Source organism: Tautonia plasticadhaerens (genome assembly GCF_007752535.1).
In the GTDB taxonomy this organism is placed as follows: Bacteria; Planctomycetota; Planctomycetia; order Isosphaerales; family Isosphaeraceae; genus Tautonia; species Tautonia plasticadhaerens.
This window is the reverse complement of record NZ_CP036426.1, coordinates 410837-424686: the sequence shown is the minus strand read 5'-3', so window position 1 is coordinate 424686 and position 13850 is coordinate 410837. Positions and strand designations below refer to the sequence as shown.

10 protein-coding genes are annotated in these 13850 nt (G+C 71.3%); 8 read left to right on the top strand and 2 right to left on the bottom strand.

All coding sequences use genetic code 11. The features are described 5' to 3' along the window. The first annotated feature begins 68 nt into the window (after nucleotides 1-68). The 3 genes from ElP_RS01605 to ElP_RS01595 all read left to right on the top strand — a co-directional run bounded on the left by ElP_RS01605 (nucleotide 69) and on the right by ElP_RS01595 (nucleotide 4721). Nucleotides 69-3071 (top strand): hypothetical protein, encoded by a 3003-nt coding sequence (locus tag ElP_RS01605; protein WP_197446639.1) that lies wholly within the window; start codon nucleotides 69-71, stop codon nucleotides 3069-3071. Beyond that, nucleotides 3068-4201 carry a hypothetical protein gene (locus ElP_RS01600; RefSeq protein ID WP_145266625.1) on the top strand — a complete coding sequence of 378 codons (1134 nt, stop codon included), beginning with the start codon at nucleotides 3068-3070 and terminating at the stop codon, nucleotides 4199-4201. Before ElP_RS01605 ends, ElP_RS01600 begins: the two co-directional genes overlap by 4 nt. Nucleotides 4202-4301: 100 nt before the next feature. Next, nucleotides 4302-4721: a hypothetical protein gene (locus ElP_RS01595; protein WP_145266623.1), complete on the top strand. Its 420-nt coding sequence runs from the start codon at nucleotides 4302-4304 to the stop codon at nucleotides 4719-4721. A 120-nt stretch (nucleotides 4722-4841) separates the two neighbouring features. Here ElP_RS01595 and ElP_RS01590 read toward each other — a convergent pair whose 3' ends face one another. After that, on the bottom strand, nucleotides 4842-8198 hold the full coding sequence (locus ElP_RS01590; protein WP_145266621.1) for a tetratricopeptide repeat protein: 3357 nt from the start codon (nucleotides 8196-8198) through the stop codon (nucleotides 4842-4844). A 242-nt stretch (nucleotides 8199-8440) separates the two neighbouring features. Here ElP_RS01590 and ElP_RS01585 point away from each other — a divergent pair, with 242 nt between their 5' ends. From ElP_RS01585 to ElP_RS01570, 4 genes are all read left to right on the top strand, one after another. Next, nucleotides 8441-9187: a DUF6498-containing protein gene (locus ElP_RS01585; RefSeq protein ID WP_145266620.1), complete on the top strand. Its 747-nt coding sequence runs from the start codon at nucleotides 8441-8443 to the stop codon at nucleotides 9185-9187. 60 nt (nucleotides 9188-9247) lie between these two features. Continuing rightward, entirely contained in the window at nucleotides 9248-9727 is a 480-nt protein-coding gene (locus ElP_RS01580; protein ID WP_145266618.1) for an SRPBCC family protein, read from the top strand. 486 nt (nucleotides 9728-10213) lie between these two features. Continuing rightward, nucleotides 10214-11338 (top strand): hypothetical protein, encoded by a 1125-nt coding sequence (locus tag ElP_RS01575; RefSeq protein ID WP_145266616.1) that lies wholly within the window; start codon nucleotides 10214-10216, stop codon nucleotides 11336-11338. Nucleotides 11339-11643: 305 nt separating this feature from the next. Further along, a complete protein-coding gene (locus ElP_RS01570; RefSeq protein ID WP_145266614.1) occupies nucleotides 11644-12633 on the top strand; it encodes a hypothetical protein in 990 nt (329 codons plus the stop codon). Between the two features lie 56 nt (nucleotides 12634-12689). On the opposite strand, the gene ElP_RS01565 is transcribed toward ElP_RS01570, so the two are convergent. Further along, nucleotides 12690-12926, bottom strand: coding sequence for a hypothetical protein (locus ElP_RS01565; protein ID WP_145266612.1), 237 nt, complete (start codon nucleotides 12924-12926; stop codon nucleotides 12690-12692). Between the two features lie 180 nt (nucleotides 12927-13106). Here ElP_RS01565 and ElP_RS01560 point away from each other — a divergent pair, with 180 nt between their 5' ends. Continuing rightward, a complete protein-coding gene (locus ElP_RS01560; protein WP_145266610.1) occupies nucleotides 13107-13628 on the top strand; it encodes a hypothetical protein in 522 nt (173 codons plus the stop codon). The last annotated feature ends 222 nt before the right edge of the window (nucleotides 13629-13850 follow it).

Below are 13850 nucleotides of genomic sequence, written 5' to 3'. Positions count from 1 at the left end.
ACCACGTCGCGCCGGAGGCGAGGGGACCCAACCCGAGGCGATCGGCCCGCGGGGTGCTCGCGGTATTCATGAAGTCTCGCCGATTGCTCGCGACGGCGCTCGGGCTGGGATGCCTGGCGGCCCTGTTCCTGCACTGCTTCGGGACGGCCCTCTTCCGGGGGGAGCAATTCGCCTTCCGGGACGCCGGCCACTTCTATTACCCGCTCTACAAGGTCGTCCAGGACGAGTGGGCCGCCGGCCGGGTGCCGCTCTGGAACCCCTGGGAGAACGGCGGGATGCCACTGCTGGGCCAGCCGACCTCGGCGGCCCTCTACCCCGGGAAGCTCCTCTACGCCGGGGTCCCCTACGCCTGGGGGGCCCGCCTCTACATCGTGGCCCACGTCCTGCTGGCGGTCGGGGCGATGTTCGCCCTGATGCGGCACTGGCGGGTGAGCCGGGCCGGGGCGATGATCGCCGCGCTCGGCTACGGCTTCGGCGTGCCGGTCCTGTTCCAGTACTGCAACATCATCTTCCTCGTCGGTGCGGCCTGGATGCCCCTGGGCCTGCTGGCCGTCGACCGGCTGGTGCGGCTGAGGCGGCGTCGGGCGATTGTCGAGCTGGCCGCCGTGCTGGCGATGCAGATCCTGGGCGGGGATCCCCAGGCCACGTATGTCGTCGGCCTGATCGCCGCCGGATACGCCGTGGCGATCGCCGGCGATCGGGAGAGGGTGGGGACGCCGAGCAGGAGGCGACCGCTGCTGGTCACCACCGTGATCGTGCTCGGCCTGGCCGCCTGGGTCGGCCTGACGATCGCCGCCGGGGCCTGGCTGCCGGGCCTCCGACCGGAGCCCACCCAGACCCGGCCGATGCCCGTCTTCCCCTGGACGCCGTATGCCTCCAAGGCCTTGCTCGCCGCCTGGGCGGTCCTCGCCGTGCTGGTGGCGGTGGCCTGGCGGCACTCGCCCCGGGGCCGGGCGCGGATGGGGACGCTGGCCCCGCTGATCGGCTCGGCCGTCGTGGCCGGTCTGCTCTCGGCGGCCCAGCTGCTGCCGTCGGTCGAGTTCAACGGCCTGTCGAGCCGGGCGGCGCAGGAGGGCTCGCACGAGATCTACGCCTTCAGCGTCGAGCCGTATCGCCTGCTGGAGTTGCTCTGGCCGAACGTCTTCGGTGTGAGCTTCGGGGTCGAGTCGACCTGGCTCTACACCCTGCCGCCGTACGGGTCGCAGAAGGTCTGGGTGCCCTCGCTGTACCTGGGGGGCCCGGTGATCGTGCTGGCGATCGCCGGCTTCGGCCTCCGGGGGGGGCCGCCGGGCCGGGGGCTGCTGGCGGCGGTGGCGCTGATCGGCGTGCTGGCGGGGCTGGGGATGTACTCCAGCCCGCTCTGGTACGCCCGGTTCGTCCCCGAGCTGGCCGAGACCCTCGGGCCGCACGACCCGTCGATGACCGGCCCGGTCCGGCTCGACGGGGAGCTCCGGGACGGCGACGGCGGCCTCTACTGGCTGCTCTCGGCGGGCTTGCCGGGCTTCGGCTCGTTCCGCTACCCGGCCAAGTTCATGACCTTCGCCGCGCTCGGCATCGCCGGGCTGGCCGGCTTCGGCTGGGACCGCCTCGCCGCCGGGCGGGCACGCCCGGCGACGGTCACGGCCGGGGCGATCCTGGCGATCACCCTGGTCTCCGTCGCCCTGCTGGCGGCCAACTCGGGGCGGTTCGACGCCTTCGTCCGGTCCAGCCCGATGACCCGGCAGGGGGGGACCTTCGGCCCGATCCACGTCGAAGGCGCCCGGTTCGAGACCACCCGGGCCCTGCTCCACGCCGCCGCGATCATGGCCGCGATGATCGTCCTCGCCCGCCTGACGCCGAGGCGGCCGGGGCTGGCCTCCTGTGCCGCGCTGGTCCTGCTGACGGCCGACCTCGCCGTCGCCAACGGCCGGTTCATCCTCACCGTCCCCCAGCGCCTGCTCGACGAGGGCGAGACGCCGAGGGCCCTGGAGCTGATCGCCGAGGCCGAGGCCGAGGACCCCGCCGACGGCCCCTACCGGATCCACCGGATGCCCACCTGGACCCCGCCCTCCTGGCGCCTCGAACGCGACCCCGACCGCGTCGACGAGCTGATCCGGTGGGAGCGGGCCACGATCCAGCCGAAGTACGGGCTGCTCTCGGGCGTCGAGTACACGCACACCGAGGGGACGGCCGAGCTCTATGACATCATGTTCTTCTTCGCCCCCTTCCAGCGCCGGCTGAGGGCCGAGGCCGCCCGGGTGCTCCCCTACGCGGAGCCGGGCATGGACGCCGTCATCTTCCCCCGACGCGGGTTCGACCTCTGGAATTCCCGATACTTCGTCGTGCCCCGGTATCCCGACTGGGAGGACGAGTTTCGGGGCTACGCCTCGTTCCTGCCCGACACCACGCCAATTTACCCCGATCCCGACGCCCTGGATTCGATGAGCGACGAGGGGCGGCAGCGGCTCATCCTGGAGGAGGACTTCCAGATCCTCCGCAACGAGGACGCCTTCCCCCGGGCCTGGGTCGTCCACGAGGTCCGGCCGGTCGAGCCGATCGAGGGCCTGGACCGGGAGGACCGGGTGGGCCGGACGATCGAGCTGCTCTACCCCGGCCCGGGCGACCTGTTCTGGGAGGACCCGAAGCTGAACGCCTATGACCTCACCCGGATCGCCTGGGCCGAGGTCGACCCCGAAGCCCCGGACATCCTCCGGGGATTCGTCCCCGGCGGCCCGCCGTCGGCCTCGGAGCGCGTCGAGGTGGTGGATCACCGGCCGCACCGCGTCGCGCTGCGGGCTTCGCTGGACCGCCCGGGCGTGGTCGTGCTGGCCGACACCTACTACCCCGGCTGGCGGCTGACCATCGATGGCGAACCCGCCCCGATCATCCGCACCAACCACATGATGCGCGGCGCCGCCGTCGGATCCGGGACCCACGAGCTCGTCTACACGTACGAGCCCGATTCCTTCCGCCTCGGCCTCATCGGCTCGGCGATCGGCCTGGTGGCCTCCCTGGGCCTGCTCGGCTGGTCGGCCTCCCGCCCGACGATCGGCCGGGGCTCCCCACCTCCCCCCCCGAGCCACCGACCATGACCCGACGAGCCCTCGCCCTCGCCCTCCTCCTCCTGCCGTCGGCGACGACCGCTTCCCGGGCCGAGGAGCCCTTCCCGATCGCCGTCTGGCTCCAGTCCCCCGACAACGCGGGACGCTACCGGGAGATCGGCATCAACACCTATGTCGCCCTCTATCGGGGGCCGACCGAGGAGCAGCTGGACAAACTCGACGAGGCCGGCATGAAGGCGATCGTCGGCCAGTCGGAACGCTCGCTCCGCTTCAAGGACCGCCCGACGATCACGGCCTGGATGCACGACGACGAGCCGGACAACGCCCAGTCCCTGCCCGACGGCGAGGGCTACGGCCCCCCGGTCCCCCCCGCGTCGATCGTCGAGGACTACCGGGCCATGAAGCAAGCCGACCCGACGCGGCCCGTCCTCCTGAACCTCGGCCAGGGGGTCGCCTGGGACGGCTGGGTCGGCCGGGGGGTCCGCACCAACCACCCGGAGGACTACCCGGAGTACCTCGAAGGGTGCGACATCGCCTCCTTCGACATCTACCCCGCCTGCCACGACCGCGAGGCCGTCGCCGGCAACCTCTGGTACGTCCCCCGGGGCGTCGACCGCCTCGTCTCCTGGACCCGGGACGAGAAGCCCGTCTGGTGCTGCATCGAGACGACCCGGATCAGCAACCCCGACCACACCCCCGACCCGCTCGACGTCCGGGCCGAGGCCTGGATGGCCCTGATCCACGGCGCCGACGGGCTCATCTACTTCTGCCACCAGTTCGAGCCCCGGTTCATCGAGGCCGGCCTGCTCGCCGAGCCCGCCATCGCCCGGGAGGTCGCCTCGATCAACCGGCGGATCCAGGAGTTGGCCCCGGTGCTCCGCTCCCCCGACCGCCCCGACCTGGCCCGGGTCGAATCCTCGGACGAGGGGGTCCCGGTCGACTCGGCGGTCCGTCGGCTCGACGGCGTCACCTACGTCCTCTCCGTCGCCATGCGGGACGGCGAGACGACGGCCACCTACCGCATCCCCGACCTGGGTGACGCCCTGGTCGAGGTCCTCGGCGAGGATCGCACGATCGAGGCCCCGGGCGGCTCCTGGCAGGACCGGTTCGAGGGCTATGGGGTCCACCTCTACCGCATCACCCCGGCCTCCGGACGCTGATCGTCCGGTTCAAGCTGGCCGCCGTGGGGCCGGGGATCCGATAACGGTAGGAGCGGGGGGACGCACGGTCCCCCCTCGGCGCGCAAGGAGGCGAAGGCCGATGCTGGGGACCGCCCTCGACGCAATCAAGCTGGTCCGGGACGCCTGGCCGAGGCGATGGTCGAACGTCGAATCCCGGTTCGACGTCGACGAGATGGGGATGACCTTCTCCTGCGTCGGCAAGGGTTCGGGCGTCCTGAAGGTCTCCGTCTTCGACCGATCCGGTCGGCTGATCGCCACCATGGAGGGGGAGAACCTCGTCGACGGCGAGGTCCACCACGGGTGCAACCTGGAGGGGTACGGCCCGTCGATCCTCGTCGAGTGCTTCCGGATGGCCCGCTGCTACCGGGAGTTCGAGCGGACCGGCGAACTCGAACACTCCCGCCACTTCCAGCATTTCCGCACCCGCGCCGTCTTCCGGTTCGAACGCTGGCAGGAGGCCGAGGCGGCGGCGATGGCCGAGGAGGAGTCCGAGTCCTGAACGCGGGCGTCGGGCACGACGACTCGGTCGCGGGGTCGGCCGGGCGGGCCGACCTCCTGGCGAGCAGGGGGATCGGCCTGGACGGCCGACCCCACGAGGGCCGACCCGGGCGCGCCCGGATCAGAGCCCGGGGGGATCGACAGGTTCCGGCTCGGCGGCGGGCTCGGGCTCGGTCGTGTCCGGCTCGGGCTGTTCCTCCCCCGAGGTCGGAGGAGGGGGCCCAGACCCGGCGGGGGCCGGGTCGGCGGGCGGCTCGGCCGGGGCCGGGGCCTCACTCCCGGAGGGCTCCTCGACGGCGTCTGCCGTGGCGGCCGGCTGCTCCGCTCCCTCCTCCCCCCCGGAAGGCAGGGGGGGCACCTCGACGCCGAGCTGTTCGAGGTAGTAGGCCACGATCGGGCGGGACTGGAGGCCGGGGACCAGCTCCAGGCAGGAGCGGAGCGGCTCGGCGGCCTCGGCGGGGAAGCCGCCTTCGAGCAGGGTGATGCCGAGCAGGTACTCCCACTCGGCCTGCTGGGTGAGCTGCGTCGGCACGTTCAGGGCCGCCTGCACGGCGGGCATCGGCTGGCCGGTGAGCATCAGGGAGGCGGTCTGCATCGCCTCCTGGGCCCGGGAGGCCCGGAGCTGGGGCAGGGCGAGGGTGCTCCAGAGTTCCGAGGCGGTCCGGTAGTCTCCCATCAGGAAGTAGACCCGACCCTGGCGGAACTGGGCGGTGCCGGGGCCGCTGGAGAGGCTCAGCTCGTCGCCCCCGCTGAGGTACGGGATCGCCTGGTCGGGACGGCCGATGTCGCAGAGCAGGTCCACCAGCTGCATGCGCACCGTCGCCAGGCCCACGCCGGACTGCTCGGCCTCGATCAGGTAATCCAGGCCCGTCTCGGCCAGGCCCAGGGAGATCGCCTGCATGCCCAGCTGGGCCGGGTCGGCCTGGCCCTGCAGCTCCAGCTCCTCGACCTGCACCCGGACGCGCTCCACCTGCTCGGCCAGCGCCTCGTCGCTCTGGCGGATGCTCTCCATGACCTGCAATTCCTCCTCGGTGGCGGCCTCGGAGGTGTCGAACAGCGCCAGGGTGGCGGCGAGCTGGTCCCGGGTCAGGTCGATGAACCCGGTCGTCTCATAGAGCCCGGCCAGTTCCAGGTGCGCCCCCCGCAGGGCGAGCCTCGACTCGGGGCTCGCTGGGGGGCGGGGGACGGTCTGGATGAACGAATTCAGCGCCGTGATCCGCTGCTGCCGCCTCACGTTGATCGGGGGCGTCAGCTGCCCGGCCAGCACGGCCTGGTCCCCGGCGGTGGCGAGCAGTTCGGCCTCCTGGGAGCCGAGGTAGCGGTAGGCGATCCCCAGCACGAAGAAGGCGTCGGGGTCGTCCGGCCGGACGGCCAGGGCGTCCCGAGATTCCTGGATCGCCAGCAGGCAGGAGGCGATGTCCGGCACCCCGCCGGGGCCGGAGGCCTGGGTGCCCCGGTCGAGCCAGCGTCGGGCGGCCAGCACGTGGGGCTGGACCGGGGCCAGGGCCCGGGTGTTGGAGAAGCGGTCGAGCACGTCGGTCGGCTGCGGCGGCCGGTCGAACGGCCTCGGCGGGTTGCCCCGGCCGAAGGCGATCGCCTTCGCATCCAGCCGCTCGCCCCGGAAGTACTCGCGGTCGGCCTGGCTGACCGCCTCCGATTGGTCGAGCCGGCCGTAGAGCAGGACCGAGCCGTCGTCGTAGAACGGCAGCCAGTCGGGGCTGTTGTCCAGCGCGTCGGTCAGCCGGCTCCTCAGGTCGCCGCCGACCGGCACGTCGACCATCAGCACGCTGACCCCGTAGCGGTCGAGGATCTCCCGCCAGGTCTCCGTCTCGCCGTCGACCAGGGCGCGACGCACCGCGTCGTACTCGTCCAGCAGGTACGCGGCGTTCTCCGGGAGCCGGGAGTCGACGAACGACTGCCGGACCGGGTAGCTCCGCCAGTTCAGGGCGTCTCCCAGGGCGAGCCGCAGGTTCATCACCCGCCCCTCGATCGGCGCGTCCCTCAGGTAGTCGGCCGACTCGAAGGCGAAGCGGTCGGCCTCCAGGCCGAAGCCGAAGGGGGGCTCGCCGAAGCGCTTCCCGATGCCGGTCAGGCCCGCCAGCACGGCCAGGGCCAGCAGCGACAGCGTCGCCAGCCGCCCCCCCACCGACCAGACCCGCCACCCGGCCCCCAGCTTCCCCTCGGTCCCGAAGGTGGACTGATACCACTCCTGCCCGTTCAGCGCCAGGCAGGCGGCGAAGACGACCGCCATCACGTCCTGCATACGCCAGAGCAGCAGCGCCAGGGCGGAGGCGACCAGGAACATCAGCAGCCTCCCCAGGTCGAACCGCCGGCGATTGAGCAGGAACGAGCCCAGGCCCAGGAACACCAGCAGCAGGTAGCCGCTGAGGACCTTCGAGTATTCGTCGCCGAAGAACAGCTCCCGGCTCTGCTCCCCCCGGGGGCCGAAGGGCAGCAGGGTGAGCTGGTCCTGCAGCAGCGTCTCGGGGGCCGGGCCGAAGGCCTCCAGCAGCGACCCGAACCCGACGCCGAAGGCGAGGACCGTCGACGGGTTCGCCACGCAGGCCGCCGCCGCCAGGCCCAGGACGACCAGCCCCGAGGCCAGGCCGGGGGCCCGGGCCTCCCCCCCCCCGGCCGAGTCGACCCGCCCCGGCCGGATCCCCGAGCCGATGACCCGGGCCGCCAGCAGCAGCAGGCCCACGGCGAACGAGCCGTCCACGTTCACCCACAGCGCGAACAGCGGCACCAGGGCGAAGCTCGCCCCCCTGCGGCCGAGGTCGTACGCCCAGTGCAGCAGCAGGAGTTCGACGACCAGCAGGAGCAGCCCCCAGGTCGACGGCGAGACCACCGCCCCCATGCCCACCAGCCCCCCCAGGGCCAGCCGCACGGGGTCGCCCCCCAGCGGCGTGACGACGATCCCCAGGGCCAGCGCCGTGGTGACCGCCACCCACCACAGGCCCGGCCCCCGGCGCCGGATCAGCAGCAGCAGCAGGGCCGCCAGCGTCCGGAGCCCCGCGTTCAGCGCCACCAGGGCCCCGGCGGCGAACTGGTCGGCCTTCTCGGGCTGCTCGATCGCCTCGGCCAGGCTGCCGCCGAGCCGGTAGACGTGATACGAGCCCCACTGGAAGAGCCAGGAGAGGTCGACCCACCGCGTCCCCTCGGGCACGCCGTAGGAGAACGGCTCGACGGTGATCGGCCCCCCCCGCTCGTCGATCAGGCGGCCGGCGCCCAGGTGGCTCCAGATCGCCGGGGTGTCGATGATCGTGGCCGAGGCGACGAAGCAGAGCAGCAGGGCGAAGCCGGCCACGAACAGGTCGTAGTAGGCATTCCACTCCAGCACGCGCTGCGGCGTCATCGGCTCGGGGGCCGGCTTCGAGGCCGGGGCCTCGGCCTCGGCCTCGCGCTCGGTGGCGGGATCGGCCCCGGCCCCCGGCTCCGGGGTGGCCGCGGGTCGGTCGGACGGCTTCGGTGTCTTCATCTCGGGATGGGCAAATGAGTTCGGAAGATGGAGGCGGACCGAGATCCCGGGCCGCTCGAGATGCAACTCATGCTAGTTCGGTCGGCTCGATCCGGTCAAGGGGGCGGGGGCCCGAGGCCATCGACGCGTGCTTACTCGTCATGCCCATCCTCGACCCGCTGGCCTCCGGGACCCCGGAGCGATAGGCTCCCCGGGACGGACGCCCCCGCCCGGACTCCCCCGGCCCCCGGAGCCGAATCGCCATGACCGACGCCCCGCGGGCCCACCCGGCGGCCACCGTCGTCGAGAACCTGGTCCCGCTGGTCGGCGTGCTGTTCTTCGGCTGGTCGGTGGCGCCGGTGATGGTCGTCTACTGGATCGAGAACGGCCTGAAGGGGCTGGAGACCGCCGCCCGGCTGGTCCTCTTCCCCGCCCCCGGGGGGCCCATCGGGGCGGGCTTGCCCGGGATCATCCCCGGCTTGCGGGAGCGGTCGGGCCGCCCCTCCCCCCCCGACGCCATCGCGCCCGACGTCGAGGCGTCGGCCGATCCCGATCCCGCCCCGTCCCCCGATCGCCGATTCCCGATCGCCGCCCGGGTCGGCGTGGCCGGGTTCTTCCTGCTGCACTTCGGGATCTTCTGGGTCGTCCACGGCGTCTTCGTCTTCACCCTGTTCGTCGGCGGCGGGCCGATCAGCCGGTTCGACCCCATGGCCCCCTCGCGGCTGCCGACCGGCGAGGTGGCCCTGGCCGCCGGGCTCATCGCCTCGGCCGTGGTCGCCTCGGTCCTCCGGGACGCCTCCCGGAATGACGGCCGGGCCTCGAGCTCGGCGTTGGGGTTGATGGCCCGGGCCTACGGCCGGATGATCGTCCTGCACCTCACCCTCTTCCTGGGCGGCTTCGGGGTGATGATGCTCGGCTCGCCGACCCCGGCGCTCCTCTTGCTGATCCTCCTGAAGGCGACGGCGGAACTGGGAACCTCCCGGTTTGCCGCCCGCCTCCGATCGGCCTAAACCAAAGAGACGAATCGGACCTTCCCTCCCCGAATCCCCGCGTTCGAGGGCCAACCGCCGATGAAATTCGTCAAGGAGAGCCGGATCGCCGCCCCTCCCGAGGAGGTCTTCGCCTTCCACGAGAGCAAGGGGGCGCTGCAGCGGCTGATCCCCCCCTGGGAGGAAGTCCGGGTCGAGGAGCAGGCCGACTCCATCCGGCCCGGCTCCCGGGTGGTGCTCGTCTCCAGGGTCGGCCCGATGCCCATGCGATGGGTCGCCGAGCACACCGAGTACGAGCCCCCCCACCGCTTCGCCGACCGCCAGGTGTCCGGCCCCTTCGCCCGCTGGTACCACGTCCACCACTTCCTCGACGACGGCCGGGGGGGCACCATCCTCCGGGACGAGGTCGACTACGAGCCGCCGATGGGCCTGCTCGGCCGCCTCTTCGGCGACCACGTAATCCGCCACAAGCTCGGAAAAATGTTCGACTTCCGGCACGAAGCCACCCGCAAGGCCGTGGAGTCCGGCGACTTTGAGCCCGCCGGCCACGCCCCCCCCTGAGCCCCCCGGCCGTCGCGCCCGATGGATCCTCCCCCGGCCCGGCGATCGTCCCCCGGCCCATTCCTCCGAAAAAATGCAGTCGGCGCCCGGCCGACATGGTGTAAGATAGCCAGGCCCCCCGACGCGTGTCTGACCGTCGGGGCGGCCCGATCCGGCCCTCGGCCGGGTCCTAGTCCCTGTGAAGCGGCCCGAGGTGCCCCTCGGCACCCTGGATCCCGCCCGGCCCCGAAGAGGGTGGCCGGGCTCCACTTGACAATGCATGATATCATGCACTTTAGACGCCCGCCGTGTGGGCGGCGTCCGGGGATGCCCGGACGGGCCGGCGGGAGTCGGCGGACGGCGAAGCTTCTTCTCTGGTAAGCGAAGGCCGGTACAATGGCGCAGACCCAGCAGGCGGACTGGTCGGCGGCGCGATCGCGGCCCGGGGCGGACGGGAACCCCCGGGGCGTCGCCTGGGAGCGTCGAGTCGAGAGTGGATCGCAACCCATGCCCCTCAAGACGCGCTGCCCTCGCTGCGAGACGGTGCTCAACGTGCCGACCGGGGCCGAGGGCCGGAAGCTCAAGTGCCCCAGGTGCACCACCTCCTTCCGGGTCGGCGACCCGGGGGCGGCGGCACGGTCGTCGTTGCCGGGGGTGGACACGGCCAGGCCCTCCTCCTCCCCCTCGATGGACGAGCTGCCGCTCGCCCGCCCCCCGGTCCCGAGCCGACCCCGGGACGAGGAACCGGACATCCCGACCCTCTCCGGCGACCTCCGAGACCAGTTCGACCTGCCCCTGCTGCACGACGACGACGACCGCCCCGCCCCTCGGCCGAGGAAGGGGGGCGATCCCGGCCCCTCCTCTGGAGCCGTCCCCGTGGCCCCCGGGGGGCCCTCCTCGTATGCCGAGGCCGACGCCGCCGGCTTCATCGACGACGACGAGCCGGTGCGCCCCCGTCGCCTCGCCGCCGCCGAGGCCCGCAAGGGCACCCGACGCTGCTCCTGCGGCGGCGTGGTCCCCGCCGGCATGTCGATCTGCCCCCGATGCGGCCTCGACCAGGAGACCGGCGCCCGGGACACGACCTTCGACGTCCTGGAAGTCGAGGCGGCCCCCTTGCGGTCCGCGACCCCTCCCTTCGGGGTGATGATCGTCGGCGCGACCTCCGGGATCGTCGGCGCCGGGCTGGCGGTCGCCTCGCTGGCGCTCTACCTCATGAACGCCGAGCTGCCGCACCGCTGGGGCTTCCTGCTGCTGTCGGCCGTCAGCGCCTTCGGCGTCTTCGCGGCGGTCCGGCTGGTCCGCAACCGGTCGGCCCGGCTGCTGCTGGTCGCCCTGCTCATGGGAGGCCTGATCGACGTGGTGGCCATGATCGTCCTGCCCATCGCCCTCGCCTCCAGCGTGCCGGTCGCCGAGGTGCCCGAGGGGGAAGGGGCCGGGCCCCCCCCGGCCGTCCGCCCCCGAGGTGGCGAGGGCCTGCTGATCGAGGACCACGCCGTCCCCCGGATCATCCCGCTGACCGAGCGGATCAACTGGGACCAGGTCAACCTCGGCCTGGCGATCCTCGCCGTCACCGCCGTGGTGTCGATCTACCTGACCTCCCCCGAGGTCCGCCGCTATTCCTCCGGCCGCTGAGGCGACCCCGGGCCCGCCGATCGGGCCCGCCGAGGCGGCGGGGCGGGCGTGTCGCCGACGCCGCCCGGGATACGAGTGTTGATTTGAAGCGCATGGAGATCCGGACTCCCCGGGGAGAGCCCCCCGGGCCCCGTCCGGTCCAGGCGATCCGGTCTGACTCACCCGGCAGTACGCCGGTCGGGGATCGGGGAGGGGTGGTCCTGCATCGAGTCGATCGAGGCTCGGCCGTTCGATCGGGCCGGGCGGCCTCGATTCGGGCGGATCTCCGGCCCGGCCGCCGTCCGGCCCCGAACGGAGGCCACGCGATGCCCCCCCCCGAATCGAACGCGGATCTGAAGCTCGACACGCCGTGGCTGCTCGGCTCGATGACGGCCGACGAGACCCGGGCCTGGCGCTGGCTCGGCCGGGAGACGCCCCGGCTCAGCCTCTTCGCCCGGGACGAGCTCCCCTGGCTGCTCTGGCGGGAGGTGCCCGGCTCCGAGCGGCTCTCCGACATCAGGATGCGCCTGCTCTTCGACCGCTGGGCCCTGGCCAACGGCCTCCCGCTGATGCCGCTGCCCTGGCCGAGGCCCCTGGACCTCTTCCCTCCCCCGCTCGACCCCTCGTTCTTGCCGCCCCCCCCCACGCCGAACCTGCTCACCCCGCCGAAGATCCCCGCCGCGCCGACCTCGGGCGATTCCAAGTTCGCCGAGTACTTCAAGGCGCTGGCGAACATCCCCACCGAGGTCACCGTCGTCAAGGGCTCCGACGGCCAGGTCACGCTGGGCATCGGCGGGCTCACCGCCGACCTGAAGACGCGGCACGACCTGAAGCTCAAGGGGAACGTCGCCCCCGGCGGCGCCGAGGGCACGCTCAAGAAGGGCGACTTCTCCTCGAAGGTGACCGCCGGCTGGGACGGCAAGCTGACGCTCGGCCTGGGCTACCGGGGCGTCTCGCTCGGCGGCGAGGTCGGCCCCGAGAAGTGGAGCACCCGGATCGGCTTCAGGCTCGGCCCCGGCATGCCCGACCTCAGCCAGCTCGGCACCCTCTTCACCGGCGCCGTCGACAGCTTCGGTGCCGTCGCCTCCGCCGCCGACCGCTTCACCAGGCACACCGACCCCGGCCGACTCGTCGAGGAGGTCAAGCCCCACCTCGACCCGCTGAAGAAGGCCGGCAAGGCCGTCCAGCAGGTCTCCAAGTCCAAGTCCGGCCAGCTCTCCTTCGAGATCGGCGTCGGCCTCGGAGGCGCCACCACCGGCCCGGACGCCGGCAAGGTCAAGCCGACGGTCAAGGGGCTCCTCACCTACACCTTCTGATCAGGCAAGGCCCACGCGACCCGTCGATCCCCGCGGGCCCGACCGTCGTCCGGACATTACCCCGGCAACGCCCGTTCGAGTTCATCCCAAGTCATCGTCCGCTGGCCGCGGCGCTCGGCGATGAGTTTCCAGAACGCATCGCTGATCCCGAGTTCGAGCTGCTCCGCGTCGAGTCCTTCCAGCCCGACGATCGGGGCGACAGGGACCCCGTCCCGGGTGAGGATGATCCGCTCCTGCTGGGCGTCGCGGACGCAATCGTCGAGGGACGTCTGGTCGACACCGATGGTTTTCATAGGATTTCCTCCGTCGCCCTATGCGGCGACAGGTGGCTGTGGCGGAGTGGAGGGGCCACCAGTGCCACCCGCCCGCCGGGAAAATCATGATAATTCTTCTGATTTGCCATTGCCCTTCGCCCTGCAACCGCTACAATTAGTACAGCCGAACCAATTCTGATTCAACAGGGAGACTCCGCGGTGGAAGTTATTCACAATAATCAGAGGATTAGTTGCAGCACAACCGAGTACGCTGAATTGGTAAGACTCGGAGTATTTGGGGACAATTACCGTCCTGCCCCGGCTGACCTCAACACGCCATTAATGAATGGCGAGCAACATGACGCCAGGACGGACAATCTGGAATCTGAAGAGTCTGCCGTTTCTAACAATAGCCCGGAAGTTGATGGCGGTGTCTTTTTCGATGATATGAGTTCGCTGACTGCCAAGTTTCTTCTGGCACTCGTTCGCTCAGATGGTGTGATCGATCAGTCTACCCTTCTTCGAGAGCTAAACCTTGAATCTGGCAGGTCTTTACGGCGTCCTGTTGGCTCTGCACATAAGCGTATTCGCGAGGCATCTTCTGGTCAGATCACAAGCATTTGCTCCGTCACCGAACCTGATGGAGATCAGCAAGAACGGATTTATCGTTCTAATGGCCATACTCTTGAATTTCTTAGAGAACACACTGGCAAGCTTGAGGAGTTAGCCCAAGGCGAATGACAGGCTTACGGGTGACCCGGACATCCTTGTTGTCCGGGTCGCCGAGCGCCAAGAAGCCGCGGCAAAGCTCAGTTCAAACGATATGGGAGGTATTTATTCCGATTTCTTGCTGCTTCGCCGCCCGGGAATGCATTACCCTGCATGAACATTCTTGGAATTACAGGACGGGCACCGCGCGGGTGGCGTCTCCCTTCGCGACTTCCATTTATAGCCGCAGTCGGC